Below are 26,202 nucleotides of genomic sequence, written 5' to 3'. Positions count from 1 at the left end.
TCAATAAATAGCAGCGCGTATCATCGTACATTTGTCATGTTAAAATTTAAACGATTACATTACAGGAACTTTCAATTTTGAAGATCCGATGGATGAAGCGTTTATTCAGGGAACGAAGAAAGAAAAATTTCACCATCAGTCAGTTTATACACTTAGAAAAATGAAAACATTAAATTTTTTGGTGATAGGAAAAAATGAGGAAATTCTTGATACATTAAAGAGAATTATCACAAATAATGAAGGCTGGAATGCTGAGATTACAAGTGATGAAAGGGTTTGTGAGGACTTTATCAGAGAAAATCACGTTGATATAGTTTTGTTAAATTCCGGTCTGTCTGAACAATTTGAAAGCAATATCAAAGATTTTTGCCGGAAGATCGAGAAGGATGTAAAAGTAATTGATCATTACGGTGGCGGAAATGGACTGCTAAAGAACGAAGTTTACACACTTTTCCCTAATTTGCAGCCTTAAAAGGCAAGCTATGTATGAGAACATCATCAAAAACGTCAAAAGATTTATCAGTCTCAGCGAAGAGGAAGAAAAAATATTCACTGATTATTTAACGCTTCAGACTTTTCCTAAAAAAAACGGTACTGCTGAGAGAAGGCGAAATCTGTCAGTTTGAAGGGTTTATAAAATCAGGCTGCGTTCGGGTCTTTTACCTTGATGATAACGGTTTTGAGGTCACTATTCTCTTTGCTGTAGAAGACTGGTGCATCAGTGATATTGCCTCGTTTCAGGAACAGAAACTATCAGGGTTATGCATAGAAACGTTGGAAGATTCAGAAATTTATACTTTGAATCCCACCACAAAAGAAAAACTTTTACAAAAAATACCAAAGTTTGAAAGAGTTTTCAGAATGTTAGTCCAGAGAAATCTTTATACATTGCAAAACCGTCTGGTAAATACCATTTCGAAAGCTGCCACCGAACGGTACCTTGAGTTTATCAAAGTTTATCCCAGCATTCCGCAGAGTGTGGCGAAATATTATATTGCCTCATATCTGGGCGTCTCCAAAGAATTTGTAAGCATGATCAGAAAGCGCCTGGCGAATAAAGAAAAGTAAAATGGGACAGAATCTGAACCTTAAAAATACTTTTATTTTCGCTGCACAATCTCACATTATACACTGTAGCCCAACGTTCCAATATTTTTTCAACTAAATGTTTTGGATATTGGCAATTACAGGTCAAAAACAGCAGATTAGAAAATGTAAGATCGTATACAGTTTAGTAAAACAAAAAGGCCGAAGTCTGCACTTCAGCCGTATATTATTTCTGTTATCTCTTTCCTGATGTTTTTAATTTTTAATTGAAATTCGTTCTAAAAAATATTCAGTTTCAGTAGAAGACAGTTTTTACATCTCCTGCGCCGTCGGTCTGAAAATCACTTCATTAATATCCACATCTTCCGGCTGGCTGATGGCGAAAGCAACCACACGGGCAAAACTGTCCGGACTGATGCCTACTTCGCCCACATAATCTTTATTGGCCTGCTGAATGTCTGCTTCGGAAATATGTTCAAGCAATTCTGTTTTTACAGCTCCAGGACAGACAATGGTGGTACGGATGTTATACGGTTTTACTTCCATTCGCAGGCCTTCGGTTAAGGCTCTGACTGCATATTTGGTAGCAGAATAAACCGCAGAACCATTGAAAACTTTATGACCGGCAACGGATGCTGTGTTGATAATCTGACCAGATTTTTGCGCTTTCATGCAAGGCAAAACCGCAGCAATACCGTTCAGAACACCTTTTATATTCACATCTATCATCGTATTCCACTCCTCCACATTAATTCTGTCCATTGGCGACAAAGGCATTATTCCGGCGTTGTTTAAAATCACATCTACTTTACCAAACTGTTTTACAGCCGTATCTACAAGATTTTTTACCTGTTCCAGCTGGATTACGTCTGCTTTTACGGCAAGTGCTTTTCCACCGGTTTCATTGATTTGCTTTGCTAACTGTTCAATTTTTTCGGCTCTTCTTGCGCCAAGTACTACTGTTGCACCCAGTTCAGCTAAATGTTTTGCGGCAGCTTCGCCCATTCCGCTACTTGCACCGGTAATAACTATTACTTTGTTTTTGATAGTGTTTTCCATAATTGATCTTATTTTATTTTAATTACTTCACACTTTTATAAACTTCATCCGCCACGGCTTCCTGCCAGTTCACAATTCCTTTTTCGGTGTTAGGAACGATGTACAATTGCTGTAAACCTACATCTGCACTGGCTCCGTGCCAATGACGGACATTGGGTGGGCATTTTACCACACTTCCTTTTTTGAGAATTTCAATCGGCTGTCCTTCTATTTGATGGTAGCCAATTCCGTCTGTAATAATTAAAATCTGTCCGGCTGGATGACTGTGCCAATTGCTTCTTGCGCCGGGTTCGAAATAGACATTGCCTACCGCCGTTGTCAGCAGACTGTCTGCATCTACCAAACCAATATTGTACGCATTTCCGGTAAAATTTTCGCTTGAACCTTTTTCACCTTTCGGGAAAATTTCTGTTAATTCACTTTTATTTGTTTCCATTTTTTCCTGATTTTTATTGTTGCACGATAGTATCGTCATCGCCAAAACGGCTATTACTGAAAAGTTTTTTAAATTATTTTTCATTTTGATTGATGTTTAATTGTTCTCAAATTTCACCACCACATTTCCATTGCCCAAAGCCTCGGCAAGCCCGGTGGGATTATCGATATTGCCCAGTTTTGAATAGCTGTACGAGGTATTGAAATTTTTATAAAAAAGCACCAACGTATTGCTTCCGTACAGCATTAAATCGCCGTTTTTAATTGCACCACCAACGGATGCATTGGTGGGAAGCGGTTTGGGTAAATTGAAGTATTTTTCGTTGTTATTCAATTCGGTCATAATTATCGTAAGGGGCAACAGGGCTTTAAAAGCTGCCGCACTTGGATTGTCGTACAGCGTTGCGGTAAAAACTGCTGTGCCAATTGTAATTTTCATTTTTGTTGAGGATGGATTAGTACTTCCACTGCCATTATTTTCGATTGAAGAGGGTTCATCTTCCTTACTGCAACTTGCGGTGCAAAAGGAAAATGTAAACAGAACAGCGACAATTGTTATCAGAGATCTCATACTTCATTATTTAAAAAGTTGAGGCATCAATCACATATCTGTATCTCGCTTCTTTATTCACCACTTTATCCCACGCATCATTTATTTCTGAGGCTTTAATGATTTGGATTTGCGGATAAATTCTGTTGTCGGCACAGTAATCCATCACTTCCTGGGTTTCAGGAATACCGCCAATCAGCGAGCCGTTGAAATTCACTCGGTTGAAAATCATATTGAAATTATTGATGGTCAACTCGCCGTTTACAGGCTGCCCAACCTGTGTAAAATAGCCGTACTTTTTCACACAGTCGATGTAAGGCGACATTTCATACGCATACGGAACGGTAGAAATCATAAAGTCGAGTTTGCCTTTGTAAGGTTGTAAATCTGCTGCCGATTTTACCACGATAACTTCTTTTGCCCCAAAACTTTTAATGTCATTTACTTTTGAAGGCGATGTGGTGAATGCATACACTTCCGCACCTTTCGATACGGCTAATTTCACAGCGATATGCCCCAAACCGCCGATGCCAATCACGCCGATTTTATCTCCTTTTTTAAAATTGATTTTCATCATTGGCGAATAGGTGGTGATACCCGCACAAAGCAGTGGCGCTGCATATTTCAGGTCAATGGTTTTAGGGATTTTTATTGCAAAATGTTCGGTTACCACAATATTGTTGGCATAGCCACCCTGGGTAATTCCGGTTGGTGATGAGGCTTCGGGCGTACCATAAGTGCCTACCATCCCGCCTGTTTCGCAGTGATGTTCTTCGCCGCTTTCACAGCTTTCGCATTGCATACAACTGTTTACCATACAGCCCACACCGGCTTGGTCGCCTACTTTAAATTTGGTTACATATTTACCGACTGCCGTTACAATTCCTGCAATTTCGTGACCCGGAACCTGCGGATATTTTTGCGTTCCCCAATGTCCTTTTATGGTATGAATATCCGAATGGCAAATTCCCGAATATTTAATTTCAATTAAAACATCGTTGTCGCCCACGGCTCTTCTTTCAAAATTCCACGGCACCATTTTTCCGGCTGCATCTTTTCCTGCGTAGCCTCTTGCTTTTATATTTTTGCTCATTGTTCTGTTATTTGTCTGTGCGAAAATTTGCAGCGGTCCGGCAAGCGCCAAACCTGCACCCGCAAATGCTGTCTGTTGTATAAATTTTCTTCTGGGATTATGATTATCGTTTGACATATTATTTCGTTTTAAGCATTAATATTTTTAATAATTTTTGCAGGAATTCCACCTACGATGACGTTATCAGGAACATCCGCTGAAACCACCGAACCGGCTGCTACAACAGCGTTTTCACCAATCGTTACCCCTTGCAGAATGGTGGCGTTGGCACCAATCCACGCATTTTTTTTGATGTAAATAGGTTTTGGAATTAAGGATTGTCTTTCCGCAGGATTTATGGGATGGCCTTCGGTAAGCAAACTCACTTTTGGTGCAATCAAAACATTGTCGTCAATGGTAATTCCGCCCAAACCGAGAAACACACAATCGAAATTGATGAACACGTTTTTGCCTATTTTGGTATGCTTTCCGTAATTGATGTGCAAGGGCGTAAAAACGGTAACACTTTCGTGAATTTCTGTGGCTGTAATTTGGCTTAAAAATCGTCTGATTTCCGATGGTTCAGTAGCGTTGTTCATCTGTACCACCAGCTTTTTTGTTGCAAACGAAGCTTCACGCATTTTGTATGCTTCGGCATCGTTGGAAGAAATGGTTTCGCCGTTTCTCAACCGTTCAAATATATCTGCTGTTGCCATTGTCTTATTTTTACAGACAAAGGTAGCCAGATGAAAACCGTGTTTTGTTACATTTATATCGCAGAAAATGTCAAATATTACGTATTTTAGCTTTTAAATTGTTGCGATGCCGAAAAATACACTTCCCAAAATCATTTTTCTTGAAATAAAAGACGAAACTGCTTTTACTGAAAGTATGCTGAAACAGTATCATACGCATTTATTCTGCCATCGTGGAAGCATCAGATTTTTGTTCAATGAAACGCCAATGACCTGTAAAGCCGGACAGTTTCTGTTTTGGTTTGCCGAAAGCAGGCTGGCGAAAATACAGACCAGTAAAGGGTTTAAAGCCACTGTACTGCTGGTGGAAAAAGATTTTCTCACCGATAATATTCCAGACCAGGGGTGGAGCATCAATGCACAGTTACATTCGAGGGTTTTTCCGGTAAAAAATATTGCGGCGATGGAAGAAAAAGAAAGAATTCTGAATAATTTCAAATGGATGAACCAGCGTTTTAATGAAACGGAACACCGCTTTTACGATGAGGCGCTGAAACTTCAAATGCGCATTTTCATTCTGGAAATGTGGCACACTTTCGCCAATGAATACGAGCAGCGCCGCCATAGCCTGCAAACGGGAACGCTGTACCAGCAATTCATCCATCTGTTGCAGCAGCATTGCCTCACGGAGCGGGAAGTGCAGTATTACAGCAATATGCTGAACATCACACCCAAATATCTCAATCACCTCTGCAAAATCCACTCAGGCATTACCGCATCGGAATGGATACAGCGCCACGCCAAAGAACGCCTGTTGATTTTACTACAAAACCAAAACCTGAACATCTCCGAAATTGCCGACGAAATGCATTTTTCGAGTCGCTCGTTTTTTACGAGATATGTGAAGAAGGTTTTGGGCGTGAGCCCGAGTGCTTTTAGAAATAGGGTGGGGTAGGTTTGGGTTGATTTTAAATCAAATCAGCTTTTGCTTCCCTAATCTTACCATTCTCAAAGGTCAATTCAAAAGTTCCTCCAATTTTTCTTTCGGGAAATTAGCCTGAAAACTCCACTTCAACGTGTGCTTCGTTTTCGGAAATGATATCCAGATTTACAAGTCGTGTTTGTGTTTTGTAGCCGATAAAATAGCTTTCGAAATATTTTTTAATGCCTGAATGTCCTTTAAAAATGTGTCCTACCGAAGTGTCGTCAAGTACAGCTTTTTCGTGCCATTTTTCAAGATAATTCTTTGTGTCGTAAGCATTGGCTAATGCAAGCCAATCCTGTATAAATGATTTGATTTCCATTTTTAGTTGAATTGTTTGTATTTTATTGGTGTGTGATTGGTTTTCTTTTTAAACAGTGTGTTGAAAGATTGTGGCTGTTCAAAACCTAATTGATAAGCTATTTAAGCAGTTACTTATTAAAGCGTTGCAGACTTTGATTTTTACTCCAAAACAAAGACCTGAGCATCTCTGAAATGACTGATGAATTAAATTTTTCGACCCGTTGGTTTCTATAGATGAAAAATAGTTTTGGGTGCAAGCTCTGGTAAGTTTAAAATAAGAAAATTAATTTGCTGTTGGCTTTGCGTGGCATATCTGGTAAACTTTCTTTTGACTCATTTATTAAACCAGTTCAATGTACAGGAGTTTTCATCACCCTAAATTTGTGCTGTCAAAAAGAATAAATATTATAGATATGGACAGAAAAGATTTTATAAAGAAGGGACTGTTGGGTACAGGAATGTTCGTTACAGGCGCTGCACTGGCAAATACTATAAAAAATGAGATTGACGAAATTGAGCCGCTGGAACCCATTGGATACAATCATCTGCCGAATACCGATTCGAAAATTAAATATAACTCTGTGATTCACAATGCAGATTCCCGGGGTAAGGCAGACCACGGCTGGCTGGTGAGCAATCACACCTTCAGCTTTGCCAATTATCACAATCCTGAAAGAATGCATTTTGGTGTTTTGAGGGTTTTAAATGATGACATCCTGGAGGCGGGGAGAGGCTTCGGAACGCATCCGCATGACAATATGGAAATTATCAGCATCCCATTGGAAGGCGATTTGGAGCATAAAGACAGCATGGGAAATTCTGCAGTAATCAGGAGCGGAGATGTTCAGGTGATGAGCGCAGGAACGGGAATTATGCACAGCGAATTCAATAAAAATGCAGACCGTAAAGTTAAATTTCTTCAGATTTGGGTGTATCCAAACAAAAGAAATGTGATGCCCAGATATGCCCAGATCACTTTAAACAAAGCAAAAAGTCTAAATCAATTTCAGCAGATTCTTTCTCCAAATGCAGATGACGAAGGTGTCTGGATCAATCAGGATGCCTGGTTTCACTTAGGAGATTTTGAAAAAAATATCGAAACCAATTATCAGATCAGGAAGAAAGGGAATGGTGTTTATGCATTTATTTTAAAGGGAAGCGCAGAAATTGAAGGACAGGAATTGGAGAAAAGAGATGGTTTTGGCGTTTGGGAAATTTCAGATTTAAACATCAGATCCACTTCAGACAATACAGAAATTCTGTTGATGGAAGTTCCGATGACGATGTAGATCATTTGAAAATTTTTGGTTTTTAAATGTTTTTAACTTCCGTATTAAATGAAAGAAATGAGGTATTATTTTTTCTAATGATGGTCATTTCCGTAAATTTGTCACGAAATAAATCTTCAGTTAAAAATGGAAAAATATAATTACGGGGTCGTGGGTCTCGGTGTAATGGGGAGAAATCTGCTTTACAATATTGCTGACAATGGTTTTTCTGTCGCAGGATTTGATCTTGATCAGGAAAAAGTGGTGGAACTCCGCAACGGAATTGCCTCCGGAACAAGAGTGATTGGCTCAGTTTCGCTGGAAGAATTTGTGGCAAATTTAGACAGTCCGAGAAAAATTATTTTAATGGTTCCCGCAGGAAAACCTGTTGATGCCGTTCTTGAAAGCATTACGCCGTTTCTTAATCCTGATGACGTTGTAATTGACGCAGGAAACTCTTATTTTAAAGATACCGAAAGACGTATTGAAAGTCTGAAATCAAAAAATCTTCATTTTATGGGAATGGGAGTTTCCGGTGGTGAACAGGGCGCCAGAAGAGGCCCGAGTATCATGCCTGGTGGTGATTGGGACGCTTTTGAACTTGTGAAGCCGATGCTTGAAGTTATTTCAGCGAAAGTAAATGGCGAACCATGCACCGCTTACATGGGAAAAGGTGCAGCAGGGAACTATGTGAAAATGGTTCACAACGGAATTGAATATGCAATCATGCAGTTGATAAGTGAAGCGTATGATTTGCTGAGAAAAGGTGCAAAACTCAATAACGACCAGCTGTACGAAGTTTTCAAAAAGTGGAATGAAGGCGAGATGAATTCATTTTTGATTGAAATTACAAGAGATATTTTCCGGCAGAAAGACGATTTGACCGATGGTTTTCTTGTCGATCAGATTTTAGATAAAGCAGGAGCAAAAGGTACAGGAAAATGGACCTCAGAACAGGCAATGGAAATTGGTGTTTCTATCCCAACCATCGACATTGCCGTGACGTCAAGAATTTTATCTGCCTACAAGGCTGAAAGAGTGGAAGCATCTCAGTTATATACCAGAGAGGTAGCTGTAACTCCTGAAAACACAGAATTATTTATTCAGGAAGTTGGTGACGCACTGTATTTGGCAACATTGATCAGTTATGCGCAAGGTTTGGCATTACTGGTTAAAGCCTCTGAAGAATATTCTTTTGAAATCCCTTTGAAAGATGTCGTTAAAATCTGGAGAGGGGGTTGTATTATCCGCTCTGTTTTGCTGGAAAAATTCTATGCTGCTTATTCTGAGGATGAAAATTTATCTAATATTTTATTGAATAAAGAAATTTCTGAGATTGTAAAAAATAAACTCTCTTCATTAAGAAAAACCGCTGCCTATGCAATAAGTAATGGGGTTCCAAGCCTTGGACTGCAATCAGCTTTAGGATATTTTGAAGCGTACACCACAGAATCACTTCCTGTAAATCTCCTTCAGGCCCAGAGAGATTATTTCGGTGCCCATACTTATCAGAGAAACGACAGAGAAGGAATTTTTCATTCTTTATGGCAATCTAAATAACCGGTATTTTACTATGAGCGACAATACAATTCTGCATCCAACTACTATTATAATTTTTGGGGCTACCGGAGATTTGGCCAAAAGAAAACTTTTTCCTGCATTCTATAATCTGTATACAGATGGGAGAATGCCCAAAGGTTTCAATATTTTAGCCTTGGGAAGAGCAGAAAATACAGACGAAAAATTCAGGTCTTACGTAAAAGAAAATCTGGAAAATTTTTCAAGAAAACCTGTGAAAAGAGAAGACTGGGCTGGTTTTCAGGCTCACGTTACTTATTTTCAGCATCAGCTGGATGAGGAAAATTCTTATCAGAATTTATACAAAAAATTAGAAGATTTTGATAAAATATACGGCACAAGAGGGAACAGGCTGTTTTACCTTTCCATTGCCCCGAATTTTGTATCTGTGATTTCAAATCACCTTAAAAACACGTCCATTGCATCAGATCCTGAGAAAGACAGAATTATTATCGAAAAACCTTTCGGCCACGATAAAGAGTCTGCGATAGAACTCAACAAACTGCTTTCTGAGACTTTCAATGAAGAGCAGATTTACCGTATAGACCATTACTTAGGCAAAGAAACTGTTCAGAATATTTTAGCATTCCGTTTCGGAAATTCAATTTTTGAACCGTTATGGAATCACAGACATATAGAATGTGTTCAGATCACCGTTGCAGAAGAAGTGGGAGTAGAAACAAGAGCCAGCTTCTACGAGCAGACAGGTGCGTTGCGCGATATGATTCAGAATCACCTATTGCAGATTCTCTGCATGGTCGCCATGGAGCCGCCTGTTTCTCTGGAATCCGGAGAAATAAGAGACCGTAAAGTGGACGTTCTGAAATCCATCCGCAGAATTTCTCCCGAAAAAGTAGATCATTATGCAGTTCGCGGTCAGTACGGAAGAGGAAAAGTAAACGGAGAAAAAGTAAAGGGCTACCGCCAGGAAGAGGGTGTTTCTACTCATTCCGGTACAGAAACTTTTGCTGCAATAAAATTTTATCTCGACAATGACAGATGGGAAAACGTTCCTTTTTATGTGCGCACGGGCAAGAGAATGAAAGAAAAACATTCTTATATCACCATTCAGTTTAAACCGCTGCCACATTCTACATTTTCAGAAAGTTCTTCGCATTTATCTGCCAATAGATTGATTATCAATATTCAGCCACAGATGGATATTAGATTACAGTTTATGTCTAAAAAACCGGGAATTTCTCTGGAACTGAAACCTGTAGAGATGATTTTCGACAATTTTGCCTGCCAGACAGACACTCCGGAAGCTTATGAAACGCTTCTACTGGAAGCACTTTTAGGTGATCTTACCTTATTTATGCGTTCTGATCAGGTGGAAGAAGCGTGGGATGTTGTAAAAACCATTCAGGAAACATGGGAAAAAACAAAAGATTCTTCATTCCCGAATTACGATGCAGGAAGCTGGGGACCGGAAGACAGCAACGCTTTGGTGGAAAGACAAAATCATGAGTGGCTTTAAGTTTAATTAAAAAAATAAAAATGAATATCAGAATATTTGATGATCTCAATACTTTATATAAAAATTCGGCCGATACATTTGTAGAGATTTCAGAAAAATCAGTCAGAAAGCATGGTAAATTTGTGGTTGCCCTAAGTGGCGGTTCTTCTCCCAAAGCAATTTTCAGTTTGCTGGCAACGCCGGAATACGCCGGTAGAGTAGAGTGGAGCAAAATTTATTTTTTCTGGGTAGACGAAAGATGGGTTTCTCTGAGTGATGATAAAAGTAATTTTAAAATGACTGCAGAAACGCTTTTAGACAAAGTGCCTGTGGACAGAGCAAAAGTTTTCCCGATGTACAGCAGCGGAAGCCAGCCTGAGGACTTTGCTTTAGAGTATGAAACTCAGATCAGAAATGTTTTGGGAACGGAAGGGATTTTTGATTTTATCCTTTTGGGAATGGGCGATGACGGTCACACGGCTTCGCTCTTTCCGGGAGAAAAGATTCTTCATGAAAAAGAAAAATGGGTAGATGCTTACTACCTGAAACCACAGGTTATGTTCAGAATTACCTTAACCGAACCCATCATTAATAAAGCAGAAAAAATCCTGATTGTTACCTTCGGACAGTCTAAAAAACATGCTTTGAATGAGGTCTTGAACGGAGAATACAATCCGGACTTATATCCCATGCAGTTGATTGAAAAGAGAGCTGTTGTTCAGATTTTTACAGATCAGGAAGCCGCAGGATAGAGTTTAAAATTCAGAATAAATAATTTTTAAGGTAAAAAACTGTCCTCATTTGAAGGGCAGTTTTCGTTTTCAGTACATTTTTGTTTTTTCTTAGTGTTTTACCTGATTCCGGGCAGTAATTGTTGAGCTTAAACCGTTTTTAAATTCATTACTGATGTAGTTAAATGCTGTCAGCTTTGTAAACTCATTTTAAATTATGATTTTAAACATGACCAAGATCATACGGAACACTTTAATTTTCCACTAACTTGGGTGTTTGTCAGATTGGGATTTTATTGAAATCAGCCTGTCTTAAAAACCTTCAGACCAGCTATTCAGTGACCTGACCATACCAACAAATATCATAACAGAAAATTTGAAAAATAAAAACAATGCATTGAGCAGTTACACCCTGTCAGAATTAGTGGCTTTATCAAAAATTATCGGCGATGATTCTCTGCAGGAAGCCTCAGAAACCGATTCTGTAGACTCTTTTCCCGAAAAAACGCTGTCAAAATTGCTTTCTGCTCAGCTCTTAAAAGCCAGTGTAAGTAAAAAATTTGGCGGGCAGGATTTAGGTCTTATTTGCGGAACCAATTTGGCGTTACTGAAGATTCTGAAAAATATTGGAAGAGGAAATCCTGTAATGGGAAGAGTTTTGGAAGGTCACATCAACGCTCTGCTTCTGATTGATCAGTTCGGAAATGAGAAACAGAAAAAAATGTTTGCACGCGATGCTCTAGGGGGAAGACTCTTCGGCGTATGGAACACCCAGGCAGAAAATGGAACTTTTTTATCGGTGAAAAAGAATGGAAAATATAGTTTAAGTGGTGCAAAAACCTTTGCTACGGGTACAGACTTTGTAAGCAGACCAATAGTGACTGCCGCAATGCCTGATGGTTCCTGGCAAATGTGTGTTGTGCCTTTGGAAAAAGTAATTTCAGTGTCTGATGCCTCATGGTGGAATCCTATGGGTATGAAAGCCAGCAGAAGTTTTAAGATTTCTTTTGTGAAAGCAGTGGTTTCAAAGAAAAATATTTTAGGTGCGGGCGGAGATTATTACAGGCAGCCTGCTTTTGGAGGAGGCGCGATTCGTTTCGCTGCAGTTCAGTTAGGGGCAGCAGAAAAACTATCAGACGAAACTAAAAAATATCTTAAAGACTTAAACCGAACGGACGATCCTTACCAGAAAAGGCGTCTGGGCGAGATGGCAATCGCTGTAGAATCCGGCAATCAGTGGATTCATGCTGCTGCTTTGCAGATGGATCTTTTTATGAAAAATCCCGGAAATTCTGAATCTGAAAGTCTCGTGATCTATGCAAATATGATGCGTACAGCAACAGAACACATCTGCAGTTTGGTAATCAGTCTGTGCCAGAAATGCGTAGGCGCCCGCGGACTGAATAAACCTTATCATTTTGAAAGAATGATTCGGGATCTCAGCACTTATCTTCGTCAGCCTGCTCCGGATGCAGTTTTGGCAGAGGTTGGGGCCTACATTTTAAAAAATAATATTTCAGCCGGTGATCTTTGGAACCATAAATCATAAAACATCAAAATGCAGGAAATTAATTTTGAAAATATACCATTAGCACCAGAGCAGTGTGTTACAGGTTTTGGAACAACGCTCATCATGGCTCCTCATGCAGACGACGAAAGTTTAGGCTGTGGTGGCGTTATTTCACTACTCAGAAAATACGGGCAGTCTGTGTACATCGTTTTACTCAGTGACGGAACTTTATCACACCCCAACAGCAGAGAATATCCATCTGAAAAATTAAGAGATCTGAGGGAGAAAGAGCTTTTAGATGCAGCGAAAGTACTGAATGTAGATGCAGATCACATCATTTTTTGCAGATTTAAAGACAGAAGTGTGCCATCTTCCGGTTCAGAAGAATTTGAAGAAGCTGTGCGAAAAATTTCAAGAATGATTGCACTTATCAAGCCTCAAAGTATTTTCGTACCCTGGCGCCGAGATCCGCATCCTGATCACAAAGCGGCATTTCAGCTGTTGGAAGCATCACAGACATTTAATGCAAAAATATATGAGTATCCCATCTGGCTGAGTGAGCTGGGTAATGAAAATGATTTACCAAAGCCGGATGAAGCAATGCCTTTTCGCCTTAATATAAGCAGCGTTCTCCATAAAAAACTTGAGGCATTTGCCATGCACCGTTCTCAGATTACAGATCTCATCAGTGATGATCCTGAAGGTTTTAAGCTGTCTGAAAATATGCTGAACCGGTTTAAAGTTCCTTACGAAACTTTTTATATATCAAAATTATGAACAGAAAAAAATCTTTAGAGACCCAATATTTCGATGACGTTTATGCCGCCAAAGACGATCCATGGGATTTTGAAACCAGCGAATATGAAACCGCCAAGTATGCTGCGACGATGGAAGCCCTGCCGAAAAAACATTATACAAAAACTTTAGAAATAGGCTGTTCCATAGGAGTTCTTTCTTTACTTTTGGCAGAAATTACAAAAAATTTACTGGCCACAGATGTCTCGCAGAAAGCTCTGGATATCGCAAAAAAAAGGTGTGAAAATAAAAGCAATGTAAAATTTGAATGCATGAGTTTCCCGCATGAGATGCCTGAAGGCGGGTTTGATCTCATCATGATTTCGGAGGTGGCATATTACCTTTCTGCTGTAGACTGGGATTCTGCAGTTGAAAGTGTATATAAAAAATTATTACCGGAAGGAAATATAGTTTTGGTTCACTGGCTTCCGGAAGTTCATGATTATCCGCAAACGGGCGATGAGGTTCACGACAGTTTTGAAAGATCAATGAGCGGAAAACTTTCAAATGTTTTCTCAAAAAGAGAAGAAAATTACAGAATTGATGTCTGGGCAAAATCCTGAGAGGCATAATTTCCGATGGCAAGCTCTAAATCCTGGATTGCATCGTCAATAGATGAAATTCCGGGATTTTTATTTTGTGATTTTTCTGATTGTAAAGCAATAATCAGGCTGTACCATTCCCCAAAATACCCGTTTTTCTTCAGCAGTTGAGGTATCTCTTTTGAAACATCGACCTCCGGAATGAGTTCCTGAAGTATCTTACTTAAAACACTTTCATCTTCAATTTTCATTTTCCAGAGATCTTTCAGTTTTTTCTTCAGTACAAATCTCTCTAAGATGGAAGCTGCAGATTCTACCATATAATCCTGCGATTTACATTTGAGATTTTTCCAGATATTCAGCTGGTAAGAAAGACCTATTTCTGTACGCCCAATGCATCGGGCAGAAGTGCGCACAATTACATGGTGACTGTGACGTACTTTTGCATCAATGCTCTGTAATCTCTCAAAAAATGCGCAGTCTTCAAGGTTTTTCACATGAGGTACACCTCCGGATTTTTCGTAACAGTCTGTGGTGATGGCAAAACTTCCGTTAAAGTGCTGATGATGTCTCGGATTAGGATCATAAGGAGATTTCATAATTTCTCCCTCCAATTCTGCAGTTAGAAGATGATATTTCTCATCTTTTATATGGTGAGACCGGGTCATTTCATCTAAATTCTGTAGCTCGTCTTCCGCAAGTAAGATTCTCCCTCCTACAGCATCTGCTCCGTTCTCAAACTCAGAAACCGTCTGTGAAATCCAGTCTGTGGCAACTGCTGTATCTCCATCGGTGGTGAGAATAATTCCTCCATTATTTATGGCTAATCTTGTACAGGCCGTCTCCATCAATATTCTGCGAACATATCCTATGTTTGAATTTTGTGGTTCTAAAACAACTTCTTCAAGAAATAAATTTAAATCAGGATGATTTTGTTGGAAGCCTTTGATGTATTCCACAGAAAGGTCTGAGCAATTATTGGCAAGAACAAGAATTTCAAACAGACGGCTGTCAAGCGGTTTTCCCGACAGATCAACCTGCGCGGCAAATGCTTTTAAAACTTTTACAATATATGATTCTTCATTTTTTACGGGAATTACAATGCACAGCTTTACATCTGGTGAAACTCTGCAATTTGAGAAAAAAGGTTCATTAGGATGTTTTTCAGGATTTTTCATGAAATATTGTTTTTCGTTTAATTGTCTGTCAAGACAGTTGCCAACATTTTGAGAAAATGTATTAGGTGATAATTTAAGTAAAATGTTCGTCAGATAATATGACTTCCCGCATCATTATCGGAATTTATTATTGACTAACTTTATGGCAGTAATTCCCAAAAAATTCAATTACCCAGCGGTGATTTTTTTTGACAGTCTAATCCCTAATATTTGAGCATTTCTGTTCAGGTGTTTCAAAAAAAATTTAAAAGTAATGATCAATATCAAGATAAAACGCGAAAAAATGAATGCAGTATTTATGAAGCATCATTTGAGAGGACTGCCATTTGACGCCGTCATTCATCATTTCAGCGATAAAGATATCAACGAGCATATTCACGACCATCCATTCAGTTTCACAACCCATATTTTAAAAGGAAGTTATGTAGAAAGAATTTATGAAATCTTTGATGACGGAACCTACGCTTCATCCCTTCACCACAGAAAAGAAGGCACATCGCATTTTGTGCCTGCGGATACAATTCATGAAATTATAGAGCTTCCGGAAGGTGAATGTTTTACTTTGATAAGACCAAATCTCAGAGAAAAAGATACTTATTTTTACCGTTTTGAAAACGGTAAAGCATTCATCAGACGATGGAATCAGCGTAAATTCAGATATTTTAAAAAAAATTAATTTCCTGCGGATGGAATTCATTAATTCTGGACGATTACTGCTGTAGATGTAGCCGCATTCTTTTTAGTTTCCATCTGTGAAAAACTGATTTTCAAAATTATTTTCACCTTATTCTCAAAAATATTCATCTTTTTTAAGGAAAAATATGGGGAGTGGAAATAGGGTTTTTAGATATTTTTAAGTCATTTCTTTCAATAATGGGTCACCAATTATCATATCCCGAACCGTTTTGCTCTCATTTTATACAGTATAAAAATTCTTTTACCATTTCTGAAAAATACTTATCATAATTATCTCAAAATTATCATGGTATAGGCAGGAATCTTTAAAAAGCATAATGGTCTGTATCATAATGATTTTTTATCGTAAATCGATTACAAAATATTAGATCTGACATTTGAAATTCACAAGTCTTATCATAAAATTTAGATATATAAGGTTTTGATATATAGGTGTTTTTAAAAATTAATTTTTTTTAAATCAATTGTATTTTTATATTTGTGAGGTTACGTTGATATCTGAATGGTTTCAAACTGTATTCATCCTTTTATTAGTTTTCCCGACAGGATAGAAACCTGAGTATCGCACCAGGCAGCAGAATTTAACAGTTTTACCCGACGGTATCAGGAAAACTCAAAATAACGTAATGTAATAAAATAAGCCTTAAAATAAAATGTATTTGTTAGGATTTGATATTGGCAGTTCATCTGTAAAAGTTTGTTTGATAGAAGCATCCAGCGGTAAGGTGGTGGCGTCTGATTTTTCACCCAAAAAAGAGATGAAAATTATTGCAAACCAGCCGGGATGGGCAGAGCAGAACCCATCAGATTGGTGGATAAATTTGAAGCTGGCGCACCAGTCTGTAATGGGCAATGCTGATGTGAAGCCGGAAGATATCAAAGGAATCGGGATCACATGGCAGATGCACGGATTAATAATGGTGGATAAAGACCAGAATGTTCTCCGCCCGTCAATTATCTGGTGCGACAGCCGGGCTGTTCCTTACGGTGAAAAAGCTTTTAAAGAGATAGGAGAAGAAAAATGTCTGTCTCATCTTTTGAATTCACCGGGAAATTTTACAGCATCAAAATTGGCGTGGGTTAAAGAAAATGAGCCTGAACTCTTTGATAAAATCGACAAAATTATGCTGCCCGGCGATTACATCGCAATGAAACTTTCAGGTGAAATAGGGATTACGGTAGAAGGATTGTCTGAAGGCATTTTTTGGGATTTTAAAAACCACTGTATCTCAGAAGACGTTATCAGTTATTACGGAATTCCAAAGATTTTTTTTCCTGAAATTGTTCCAACATTTGGGATTCAGGCTGTTGTTTCAGCTGCAGCAGCAGAAGAATTAGGTTTGAAAGAAGGTACGCCAATCTCATACAGAGCGGGTGATCAGCCAAACAATGCACTCTCACTTAATGTTTTCAATCCTGGAGAAATTGCTTCCACAGCAGGAACTTCAGGCGTTGTTTACGGTGTTTTGGATCAGTTGGATTATGACAAACTATCCCGGGTAAACACTTTTGCCCACGTAAACCACAGTGAGGAGCAAATGAGATTAGGGGTTTTACTTTGCATCAACGGAACAGGAATTCTCAACTCCTGGCTGAAACACAATTTTGCAACTTCACTGTCATCTTATGGCGATATGAATGAGCTGGCGTCACTTTCTCCAATCGGTTCTAAAGGTCTAAGCATCATACCATTCGGCAACGGTGCCGAAAGAGTTTTAGAAAACAGAGATACAGGATGTTCTATCCACGGGATTAATTTCAATATCCATTCAAAAGGTGATGTTCTCCGCGCTGCACAGGAAGCCATTGTTTTTTCTTACGAGTATGGGATGAATATTATGAGGGATATGGGAATGAATATTAACGTCATTCGCGCAGGCAATGCCAATATGTTTTTAAGCTCCATCTTCCGCCAGTCTCTGGCAAGTGTGAGCAATGCAACAATTGAGCTGTTTGATACAGACGGAGCCGTGGGCGCCGCAAGAGCAGCAGGAATGGGCATTGGTTTTTATGCAGATTCCAGAGAAGCATTTTCTTCTTTGGAAAAATTAGCGGTGATAGAGCCGGAGCACGAAAAGAGAGAACAGTATCTGGAGGCATATTCCTCCTGGCAGAAACATCTTAGGGATATTCTCTGAACCTTGTAATTGATCTGCAGAAAGAATCCGCAAAAAGTATGTTTTTTTTTGATGAATAAATAGTTTGTCACTACAGGATTTTGTATTTATATAAAATTGTTTTCAGGAATGGTGATTCGGTTTTACCGTTTTTATTATGAAATTTTTGATAGCAAAGTTGGTGTGGTAGAATAAAATATTAATCATCATCAGATAAAGATCACGCAGAAATAATTACTAATTTTGATTTTTATAATTTACACTATTGAGCACCATTTTAATCATCGACGATGAAGAGAAAATAAGATCTCTTCTTTCACGCATCATCAGTCTGGAAGGGTTTGAAGTTTTCGAAGCAGGAACTCTGAAATCCGGATTAAAAAGACTTGAAATTTCAGAAATAGACATTGTAATCTGTGACGTGAAACTGCCTGACGGTAATGGTGTAGAATTTTCTAAAATTATTAAAAATCAGTTTCCTGCTGTAGAAACCATTCTTTTGACTGCCTTCGGAAATATCCCCGATGGTGTTCTGGCCATTAAAAACGGTGCTTTCGATTACATCACAAAAGGGGACGATAATACAAGAATTTTACCGCTCATCTACAAGGCTGCTGAGAAAGTTGCGCTCAACAAACGTGTGCTGCACTTAGAGAAGCAGCTCAACAGAAAACAGTCTTTCGACAGCATTATCGGAAAATCAGACAGCATAAAGTCTGCAATAAGCTCTGCTCAGAAAGTGGCTGAAACTGATGCTACAGTGCTCTTAACAGGTGAGACAGGTACCGGAAAAGAAGTTTTTGCACAGGCTATTCATCATGCCAGCAAAAGAAACAAAAATAATTTTATCGCTGTAAACTGTTCTGCTTTTGGCAAAGATTTATTAGAAAATGAACTCTTTGGTCATAAAGCCGGCGCTTTTACGGGCGCTCTCAAAGACAGCAAAGGTATTTTTGAAGAAGCCAACCTGGGAACTGTTTTCCTTGATGAAATCGGCGAAATGCCTCTGGATCTGCAGGCTAAACTGTTGCGTGTTTTAGAATCCGGCGAGTTTCTGAAAGTGGGAGACAGCAAACCCACCAAAACCAATGTGAGAATTATTACGGCCACAAACCGTGATTTGACCCTGGAAATAGAAAAAGGAAATTTCCGTGAAGATTTATTTTACAGAATTAATATTTTTCAGATTAAACTGCCCTCGTTACGCGAGAGAATTGCAGATATTGATTTGCTTGCAAATTTTTTCCTCAAAAGCTTTTGCCTGAAAACCGGAAAAAATATCACTTCAGTTTCTCCTGATTATTTGAAAGCACTGAAAAATCATTCTTGGAAAGGTAATATACGTGAGCTCAGGAACGTAATTGAAAGAAGCGTCATTCTTACAGATTCTGCAGAACTCAACACCGACAGTCTTCCCGCAGATATAGCAGTGGATTCCCAAAATAATCTCAGAGAAACAAAAATGTTATCTGCCTTCTCCATCGCAAGTGCAGAGAAAATGCAGATTCAGAAAGTTCTCAATCACACCAAAGGCAATAAAGCCGAAGCTGCAAGACTTTTAGAAATCGGCATCGCCACTTTATACCGGAAACTGGAAGAGTATAAAATTTCATAGAATGACTTTCATTCTGATAAAGACCCTATCATTTTGATAGGGTTTTTTGTTGTGTATCACTTAAATAAAACACTTTAAGTCTCTGTAATTTAATGATTTGTGATTTTTATTTGCAACTGGGAATAAATCTTGGCATTACGTTTCAAAACAAATCAAAATGAACTGTACAGAAGCCACACAGGAAATTATAGAAATTATACCTGATGTAAAAGGGGAGTTTACCAATCAGAGAACGGCAGTGACGCCTTATAAAGTCATCAGCATTTTTACCGGACAGATTAAAAACCTTATCGTGAACAATGATCGCACTACGCTCAGAAGGTGTATTCAGAAAATGAACAGATTTTACAGATATGGTGACCAGAGTCTTAAAAATGCCATTGAAAATAATTTTATCTACTCATTAGACAGTTTCACGTTTTGCTGCGAACCGGCATACAAAAAAATGATTTTCAACAGACTTTCCTCAAATCTTCAAAACAATTATCTGCGTCAGGTTTATAAGTCAGGAATTTAAAATGAAAAATATGAAATCAAAAATCAGAAAAACCGGAAACTGGAGTCTGCTGAAATCAACACGTGAAAAGCACAATCTGGAAATCTTAACCATCAACATTGCGGTCTTACTCAGCGTCTTAATCGTTGCGGTAATTCTTCAGCCAACTTAAAAAAATCAAAAACAATGATCACGATTATTTTACTCTTCACTGCAGTAATTCTGTTCGCAGCTTTTTACAGTCTTGTAGAAGTTTTCAGCAAAATCTAAATTCTAATAAAATGACCTTACTTTTTATAATATCCGTAGCCATATTTATCTACATCTGCTACGTGCTGGTAAAGCCAGAAAAATTTTAAAAAAAATAATATGCAGATGAACCGTAAAACAATACAGAAAATAAAAGACTGGGCAATTCTCCTTTTTTGGATCAGCGTCATCATCGCTTTTATATATCTGGTGATTACCGTTAAAAAATTTGCACTAACTCATTAAAAAAACTATGAACACTGAAATTTTAGGCGTTGTAGCAATGTTTGTCATAACATTGCTGTTGGCGATACCTTTTGGAAAGTACATTTCAAAAGTATTCACAGGAGAAAAAACATTTCTGGATCCTGTTTTCAAACCCGTAGAAAGATTTTTCTACAAAATATCAGGAATCGATCCTGACCATGAAATGAACTGGAAACAGCATCTGATTTCACTTTTAACCATCAATTTTTTATGGTTTTTCATCAGTATGCTGGTTTTAATGAATATGAGCTGGCTTCCGCTCAATCCGGACGGAAATCCGGATATGTCGCCTGATCTGGCATTTAATACATCAATTTCTTTCTTAGTCAACTGTAATTTACAACATTACTCAGGCGAAACAGGATTGAGTTATCTCGGACAGATGTGGCTGATGTTTCTTCAATTCGTTTCCGCCGCAACAGGGATCGCCGCTGCAATTGTTGTATTTAAAGCTTTCCGCGAAAAAACAACCGAAAAACTAGGTAATTTTTATGATTATTTGCTAAAATCAATCACAAGAATTTTGCTGCCTCTTTCATTCTTAATGGGTTTGGTATTGGTTTTTCAAGGGATGCCGATGACGTTTGAAGGAAAAGATAAAATGATTACACTAGAAGGTAAAAATGTAGATGTTTCTACAGGACCTGTTGCTGCTTTTGTGCCTATAAAACATATAGGAACGAATGGCGGTGGATTTTTTGGAGTAAATTCAGCTCATCCGTTAGAGAATCCTAACTATTTTACCAATATGGTAGAAATGGTTTCACAGTTAATAATTCCGATGGCAATGGTTTTTGCTTTTGGTTATTTCATCAGAAGAAAGAAATTTGGATACATGATTTTTGGAGTCATGACTATCGGGTTTCTATTACTTGCAGTACCGACAGTTGTGATGGAAATGAACGGAAATCCAGCCATCAGCCAAATGGGAATTGATCAGTCACTGGGCGCAATGGAAGGAAAGGAGATCCGTTTTGGTTCTGCCGCTTCAGGTTTTTGGAGTATTGTAACCACAGTAATTTCTACGGGTTCAGTCAACTCAATGCACGACAGTTCGATGCCGCTTTCCGGGATGACACAGATGCTTGCGATGATGGTTAACGCATTTTTTGGCGGTGACGGAGTAGGTATTTTAAATATTTTCATCTACATCATTCTTGCCGTTTTTATCAGCGGATTGATGGTCGGCCGTACTCCGGAATTTATGGGCAAAAAGATTGAAGCCAGAGAAATGAAAATTGCTATGATCATTGCATTACTTCATCCGTTTCTTATTTTGGTAGGTGCCGCAATAGCTGCTTATTTCCCTGCAGTCGGTACTTCGACACTCAATAATCCGGGATTTCATGGTTTCAGTGAGGTGCTTTACGAATATACATCTTCAGCAGCCAATAACGGAAGTGGTTTTGAAGGTCTGGGTGATAATAATCCTTTCTGGAATATTTCAACAGGAATTGTCCTTTTGCTCGGGCGTTTCTTGCCAATTATCGGTCCTGTAGCAATTGCCGGATTACTGGCTCAGAAAAAATATATTCCTGAAGGAGAAGGAACGCTGAAAACAGACACTTCAACATTCGGACTGATGACGTTTGCAGTGATTGCAATTATTGCAGCACTTTCCTTTTTTCCCGCACTGGCATTGGGGCCGATTGCAGAATACTTTTCATTAAGATAAATTAAAATAACAGAATTTAAAATGGCTCAAAATAAATCTTTGTTTCAAAAAGAATTGGTTCAGGAAGCATTGAAACAGTCTTTTGTGAAACTGAATCCGAAACTGATGTTTAAAAATCCCGTCATGTTTCTCGTATGGCTCGGAACATTGGTGATGTTTTTCGTAAGCATCTGGACTTTAACAGGAGAAAAATCTCAGGGAAGTTTTGCTTACAATTTCACGGTATTCATTATTCTTCTGCTCACCGTTTTATTCGGAAACTTTGCTGAAGCCATCGCCGAAGCAAGAGGAAAGGCTCAGGCAGACAGTTTGCGTAAAACAAGAGAGGAAACGCCTGCAAAACTCCAGAACGGAGAAACAATTTCTTCCTCTAAGCTACAGAAAGGCGACATTTTCGTTTGTGAAGCCGGTGATATCATCCCGTCAGACGGAGAAATCATCGAAGGTCTCGCTACGATTGATGAAAGTGCAATTACCGGAGAATCTGCTCCCGTCATCCGTGAGGCTGGAGGCGACAAAAGTTCGGTAACAGGCGGAACAAAAGTTTTGTCAGACAAAATCGTTGTACAGGTTACGACACAACCTGGCGAAAGCTTTTTAGATAAAATGATTGCCTTGGTGGAAGGTGCTTCAAGACAGAAAACGCCGAATGAAATTGCCCTGACCATTTTACTTGCAGGTTTTACATTGGTTTTCATCATTGTCTGTGTTACTTTAAAACCTTTTGCCGATTATTCTAATGTAACGATTACCATTGCATCATTTATCTCTCTTTTCGTTTGTCTGATTCCAACAACCATTGGGGGATTGTTATCTGCGATCGGAATTGCCGGGATGGACAGAGCTTTGCGAGCCAACGTGATCACAAAAAGCGGTAGAGCAGTGGAGACAGCTGGAGATATCGATGTTTTACTTTTAGATAAAACAGGGACAATCACCATCGGAAACCGTAAGGCAACGAGTTTTTATCCTGCTAACCAAGTTGATGAAACACAGTTAATCAAAGCGGCTGTTTTGAGTTCAATGGCAGATGAAACTCCTGAAGGGAAATCAATCATAGAGCTGGCGGGAATCAATCCTTTAAGCTATGAAATCAGTAATCCTCAGTTTATCAAATTTACCGCAGAAACCAGAAGTTCAGGAATTGATTACGACGGAAACCGCATCCGGAAAGGAGCAACCGACGCCATCAGAAAAATATCGGAAGCTGCTGGAAATGTTTTTCCACAGGAAATAGATTTAAAAGTAAAAGAAATTTCTCAGAACGGAGGAACTCCTTTGGTGGTTTCAGAAAATGAAAAAGTTTTGGGAGTGATTGAACTTCAGGATATCATCAAACCCGGAATCAGCGAACGTTTCGATCGTCTCCGAAAAATGGGTATTAAAACCGTGATGGTGACAGGTGATAATCCTCTTACTGCAAAATTTATCGCCGAAAAAGCCGGAGTTGATGATTTTATCGCTGAAGCAAAACCGGAAGATAAAATGAATTACATCAAAAAAGAACAGCAGGACGGTAGATTGGTTGCCATGATGGGTGACGGTACCAATGATGCTCCCGCACTGGCTCAGGCAGACGTTGGTGTTGCCATGAACAGCGGAACTCAGGCTGCAAAAGAAGCCGGAAATATGGTGGATTTAGATAATGACCCGACAAAATTGATTGAAGTTGTAGAAATCGGCAAACAATTGCTGATGACGAGAGGAACATTGACGACATTCAGTATTGCCAATGATGTTGCGAAGTATTTTGCCATTATTCCGGCATTGTTTATCACCGCAATTCCTGCTTTGCAAGGTTTAAATATTATGAATCTTCACAGTCCTGAAAGTGCAATTTTATCTGCGGTCATTTTCAACGCGATTATTATTCCGATACTGATTCCGCTGGCATTGAAAGGAGTGGCTTATAAACCTATCGGTGCATCGGCTTTGCTGAGAAGGAATTTGTTCATTTTCGGTTTAGGCGGCGTGATTATCCCATTTATAGGCATTAAACTCATCGACATTATCGTATCCTTATTTTTCTAAATATCCAAAAGGCAAAGCAGGAAGAAAGTTTTCATCACATCACTTTTCGTCCAATATCAATCTCAATTCTTCCTGCATTTGTCTTTATTAAAATTATTATCAAATGAAAAAGCATATTTTACCCGCAATCAAACTGACTGCTTTGTGCATCGTACTTCTTGCGGTTTTTTATCCCATAACCATTTGGGCAATTGCTCAGCTTTCGCCTAATCAGGGAAAGGGAGATTTAATTCAACATCAGAACAAAACCTATTACGAAAACATCGGGCAGTCTTTCACCAGCGACAGATACTTTTGGTCGAGACCTTCAGCGGTTGATTACAACGCTGCGGGATCGGCAGGAAGCAACAAAGGTCCATCGAATGAGGAGTATTTAAAACAGGTTCAGGCTAGAATCGATACGATTTTAATGAAAAATCCTGAAATTAAAAAATCAGATATTCCTGCAGACCTCGTTACAGCAAGCGGAAGCGGATTGGATCCGAATTTCTCTGTACAGGCAGCTGAAATTCAGGTGAAAAGAATTGCCAAAATCCGAAATATTGATGAAAGTAAAATCAAAAATCTAATCGCCGAACACACAGAAAAACCTTTGGCAGGATTGTTTGGTCCGGAAAAAATCAATGTCCTGAAACTGAATATCGCACTTGACAGATTAAGTGCAAAGTAAAATTTTAAAATCACTATTTATCTATTGGGATTTATTTTTTTTAGATATAAATCCATCTTTTTCTTAAATTTAAAATCAATGAAAAAAATACTGTTTGCTTTATTAGCTTTGTGTGGAATCACAGCATCTGCACAAAACGATTCAATCATCAAACCTCTTACTTTTAGCGGATATGCTGAAGTGTATTACACTGCGGATTTTAATAATCCTAAGAACAATATGCGTCCGGGATTTGTGTACAGTCACAACCGTAACAATGAGGTTAATGTTAATTTAGCCTTTATTAAAACGGCTTACAGTACCGAAAATGTAAGAGCCAATCTCGCTTTAGCGGTCGGAACTTACATGAATGCCAACTACGCAGCCGAACAGGGTGTTATGAAAAACATTTACGAAGCCAATGCAGGTTTGAAAATTTCCAAAAAATACAATCTGTGGATTGATGCCGGGATTTTCTCGTCACATTTAGGGTTTGAAAGTGCCGTTGGAAAAGACAACTGGACGCTTACCCGAAGTCTGTTTGCAGACAATTCGCCTTATTTTGAAACCGGTGCGAAAATTTCCTACACTTCACAAAGCGGAAAATGGTTTGTAAGCGGTTTAGTACTCAATGGTTGGCAGCGTATTCAGAGAGTTGACGGAAATTCTACTCCTGCATTTGGTCATCAAGTAATTTTTAAACCTAATGAAAAACTGACTATCAACAGCAGCTCTTTTATCGGAAATGACAAGCCCGACAGCATTCGCCAGATGCGGTATTTTCACAATCTTTACGCAGTGTATCAAATCAGTAAGAATTTTGGGGTAACAGCAGGATTTGACATCGGAGCCGAGCAGAAAGCAAAGCGAAGTGAACAGTACAATATTTGGTACACTCCTGTTTTAATCGCAAAATACAATGCTACAGAAAAACTGAGTTTCACCGCAAGAGGAGAGTATTATCAGGATGAAAAAGGAGTCATTATCGCTACCGGAACAGAAAATGGTTTTAAAACTTTTGGATATTCTCTGAACGCCGATTATCAGATCTTTCCGAATCTTTTCTGGCGCACAGAAATCAGAAATTTAAACAGCAGAGACGCGGTTTTTATGAACAGAACCGATGAGTTTAATAAAAACAGTCTCACGGCAACTACGGCACTGGCAGTTTCGTTTTAGTAATCAATATAAAATTTGACAGAAATT

General features: G+C 38.7%; 27 protein-coding genes and 2 pseudogenes. 21 read left to right on the top strand and 8 right to left on the bottom strand.

Annotated elements, in window-relative coordinates; all coding sequences use genetic code 11:
- Positions 1-160 precede the first annotated feature (160 nt).
- The 4 genes and pseudogenes from ASG31_RS09145 (at position 161) to ASG31_RS18900 (ending at position 1,068) form a co-directional block, all read left to right on the top strand.
- Positions 161-472, top strand: coding sequence for a hypothetical protein (locus tag ASG31_RS09145; protein WP_056031422.1), 312 nt, complete (start codon positions 161-163; stop codon positions 470-472).
- Between the two features lie 10 nt (positions 473-482).
- Positions 483-626, top strand: coding sequence for a hypothetical protein (locus ASG31_RS18910; protein ID WP_231433774.1), 144 nt, complete (start codon positions 483-485; stop codon positions 624-626).
- Positions 595-771 (top strand): annotated as a pseudogene (locus ASG31_RS18905) (Crp/Fnr family transcriptional regulator); the annotation flags it as partial. The gene ASG31_RS18910 and the pseudogene ASG31_RS18905, both read left to right, overlap by 32 nt.
- Positions 772-774: 3 nt before the next feature.
- Complete coding sequence (locus tag ASG31_RS18900; RefSeq protein ID WP_231433775.1) at positions 775-1,068, top strand: Crp/Fnr family transcriptional regulator; 294 nt, start codon at positions 775-777, stop codon at positions 1,066-1,068.
- Positions 1,069-1,359: 291 nt separating this feature from the next.
- Here ASG31_RS18900 and ASG31_RS09135 read toward each other — a convergent pair whose 3' ends face one another.
- The 5 genes from ASG31_RS09135 to ASG31_RS09115 are packed head-to-tail and all read right to left on the bottom strand — an operon-like array spanning position 1,360 to position 4,879.
- Entirely contained in the window at positions 1,360-2,106 is a 747-nt protein-coding gene (locus ASG31_RS09135; protein WP_056030950.1) for an SDR family oxidoreductase, read from the bottom strand.
- Between the two features lie 22 nt (positions 2,107-2,128).
- Positions 2,129-2,626, bottom strand: a complete 498-nt coding sequence (locus ASG31_RS09130) for a cupin domain-containing protein (protein WP_056030947.1) — start codon at positions 2,624-2,626, stop codon at positions 2,129-2,131.
- A gap of 12 nt (positions 2,627-2,638) precedes the next feature.
- Positions 2,639-3,112: a cyclophilin-like fold protein gene (locus tag ASG31_RS09125; RefSeq protein ID WP_056030944.1), complete on the bottom strand. Its 474-nt coding sequence runs from the start codon at positions 3,110-3,112 to the stop codon at positions 2,639-2,641.
- A gap of 10 nt (positions 3,113-3,122) precedes the next feature.
- Positions 3,123-4,301: an NAD(P)-dependent alcohol dehydrogenase gene (locus tag ASG31_RS09120; protein WP_056030941.1), complete on the bottom strand. Its 1,179-nt coding sequence runs from the start codon at positions 4,299-4,301 to the stop codon at positions 3,123-3,125.
- 11 nt (positions 4,302-4,312) lie between these two features.
- Positions 4,313-4,879, bottom strand: coding sequence for a sugar O-acetyltransferase (locus tag ASG31_RS09115; RefSeq protein ID WP_056030938.1), 567 nt, complete (start codon positions 4,877-4,879; stop codon positions 4,313-4,315).
- Positions 4,880-4,985: 106 nt separating this feature from the next.
- On the opposite strand from ASG31_RS09115, the gene ASG31_RS09110 reads away from it, so the two are divergent.
- Positions 4,986-5,813, top strand: a complete 828-nt coding sequence (locus tag ASG31_RS09110; protein ID WP_056030935.1) for an AraC family transcriptional regulator — start codon at positions 4,986-4,988, stop codon at positions 5,811-5,813.
- Between the two features lie 97 nt (positions 5,814-5,910).
- On the opposite strand, the gene ASG31_RS09105 is transcribed toward ASG31_RS09110, so the two are convergent.
- Entirely contained in the window at positions 5,911-6,162 is a 252-nt protein-coding gene (locus ASG31_RS09105; protein WP_231433776.1) for a nuclear transport factor 2 family protein, read from the bottom strand.
- 2 nt (positions 6,163-6,164) lie between these two features.
- Positions 6,165-6,263, bottom strand: a pseudogene (locus ASG31_RS18895) (helix-turn-helix domain-containing protein); the annotation flags it as partial.
- Between the two features lie 293 nt (positions 6,264-6,556).
- On the opposite strand from ASG31_RS18895, the gene ASG31_RS09100 reads away from it, so the two are divergent.
- The 7 genes from ASG31_RS09100 (at position 6,557) to ASG31_RS09070 (ending at position 14,044) form a co-directional block, all read left to right on the top strand.
- Positions 6,557-7,432, top strand: a complete 876-nt coding sequence (locus ASG31_RS09100; RefSeq protein WP_056030932.1) for a pirin family protein — start codon at positions 6,557-6,559, stop codon at positions 7,430-7,432.
- Positions 7,433-7,558: 126 nt separating this feature from the next.
- Positions 7,559-8,971 carry an NADP-dependent phosphogluconate dehydrogenase gene (gene gndA, locus ASG31_RS09095; RefSeq protein ID WP_056030929.1) on the top strand — a complete coding sequence of 471 codons (1,413 nt, stop codon included), beginning with the start codon at positions 7,559-7,561 and terminating at the stop codon, positions 8,969-8,971.
- Positions 8,972-8,984: 13 nt separating this feature from the next.
- Positions 8,985-10,466 carry a glucose-6-phosphate dehydrogenase gene (gene zwf / locus ASG31_RS09090; protein WP_056030924.1) on the top strand — a complete coding sequence of 494 codons (1,482 nt, stop codon included), beginning with the start codon at positions 8,985-8,987 and terminating at the stop codon, positions 10,464-10,466.
- Positions 10,467-10,486: 20 nt separating this feature from the next.
- Positions 10,487-11,197 carry a 6-phosphogluconolactonase gene (gene pgl, locus ASG31_RS09085; protein ID WP_056031418.1) on the top strand — a complete coding sequence of 237 codons (711 nt, stop codon included), beginning with the start codon at positions 10,487-10,489 and terminating at the stop codon, positions 11,195-11,197.
- Positions 11,198-11,552: 355 nt separating this feature from the next.
- Positions 11,553-12,725 (top strand): acyl-CoA dehydrogenase family protein, encoded by a 1,173-nt coding sequence (locus tag ASG31_RS09080; protein ID WP_082504522.1) that lies wholly within the window; start codon positions 11,553-11,555, stop codon positions 12,723-12,725.
- Between the two features lie 9 nt (positions 12,726-12,734).
- A complete protein-coding gene (locus ASG31_RS09075) occupies positions 12,735-13,463 on the top strand; it encodes a PIG-L deacetylase family protein (RefSeq protein WP_056030918.1) in 729 nt (242 codons plus the stop codon).
- Positions 13,460-14,044, top strand: a complete 585-nt coding sequence (locus ASG31_RS09070) for a class I SAM-dependent DNA methyltransferase (RefSeq protein ID WP_056030915.1) — start codon at positions 13,460-13,462, stop codon at positions 14,042-14,044. Before ASG31_RS09075 ends, ASG31_RS09070 begins: the two co-directional genes overlap by 4 nt.
- Here the strand turns inward: ASG31_RS09070 and ASG31_RS09065 are convergent.
- Entirely contained in the window at positions 14,014-15,201 is a 1,188-nt protein-coding gene (locus ASG31_RS09065) for a glycosyltransferase (protein ID WP_056030913.1), read from the bottom strand. The two genes, ASG31_RS09070 and ASG31_RS09065, sit on opposite strands and share 31 nt — an antisense overlap.
- Positions 15,202-15,484: 283 nt before the next feature.
- On the opposite strand from ASG31_RS09065, the gene ASG31_RS09060 reads away from it, so the two are divergent.
- From ASG31_RS09060 to ASG31_RS09025, 9 genes are all read left to right on the top strand, one after another.
- Positions 15,485-15,877 (top strand): hypothetical protein, encoded by a 393-nt coding sequence (locus ASG31_RS09060; RefSeq protein ID WP_131725525.1) that lies wholly within the window; start codon positions 15,485-15,487, stop codon positions 15,875-15,877.
- Positions 15,878-16,550: 673 nt separating this feature from the next.
- Positions 16,551-18,035 (top strand): xylulokinase, encoded by a 1,485-nt coding sequence (locus ASG31_RS09055; RefSeq protein WP_056030908.1) that lies wholly within the window; start codon positions 16,551-16,553, stop codon positions 18,033-18,035.
- Between the two features lie 244 nt (positions 18,036-18,279).
- Positions 18,280-19,629, top strand: coding sequence for a sigma-54-dependent transcriptional regulator (locus tag ASG31_RS09050; protein WP_056030905.1), 1,350 nt, complete (start codon positions 18,280-18,282; stop codon positions 19,627-19,629).
- Between the two features lie 157 nt (positions 19,630-19,786).
- The gene (locus ASG31_RS09045) at positions 19,787-20,146 is read left to right on the top strand and encodes a hypothetical protein (RefSeq protein ID WP_056030902.1); all 360 of its coding nucleotides are present in this window, start codon (positions 19,787-19,789) and stop codon (positions 20,144-20,146) included.
- A gap of 10 nt (positions 20,147-20,156) precedes the next feature.
- Positions 20,157-20,297, top strand: coding sequence for a hypothetical protein (locus ASG31_RS18550; RefSeq protein WP_157844456.1), 141 nt, complete (start codon positions 20,157-20,159; stop codon positions 20,295-20,297).
- A gap of 330 nt (positions 20,298-20,627) precedes the next feature.
- Positions 20,628-22,316, top strand: coding sequence for a potassium-transporting ATPase subunit KdpA (gene kdpA / locus ASG31_RS09040; protein ID WP_056030899.1), 1,689 nt, complete (start codon positions 20,628-20,630; stop codon positions 22,314-22,316).
- A 21-nt stretch (positions 22,317-22,337) separates the two neighbouring features.
- Positions 22,338-24,347, top strand: a complete 2,010-nt coding sequence (kdpB, locus tag ASG31_RS09035) for a potassium-transporting ATPase subunit KdpB (RefSeq protein WP_056030896.1) — start codon at positions 22,338-22,340, stop codon at positions 24,345-24,347.
- 103 nt (positions 24,348-24,450) lie between these two features.
- Positions 24,451-25,017: a K(+)-transporting ATPase subunit C gene (locus tag ASG31_RS09030; RefSeq protein WP_056030893.1), complete on the top strand. Its 567-nt coding sequence runs from the start codon at positions 24,451-24,453 to the stop codon at positions 25,015-25,017.
- 78 nt (positions 25,018-25,095) lie between these two features.
- Entirely contained in the window at positions 25,096-26,175 is a 1,080-nt protein-coding gene (locus tag ASG31_RS09025; protein ID WP_056030890.1) for a porin, read from the top strand.
- Positions 26,176-26,202: the final 27 nt, after the last annotated feature.

The sequence above is a fragment of the Chryseobacterium sp. Leaf404 genome (genome assembly GCF_001424145.1).
In the GTDB taxonomy this organism is placed as follows: Bacteria; Bacteroidota; Bacteroidia; order Flavobacteriales; family Weeksellaceae; genus Chryseobacterium.
Note: the sequence above shows the minus strand (reverse complement) of the source record. Positions and strands in the feature narration are given on the sequence as shown.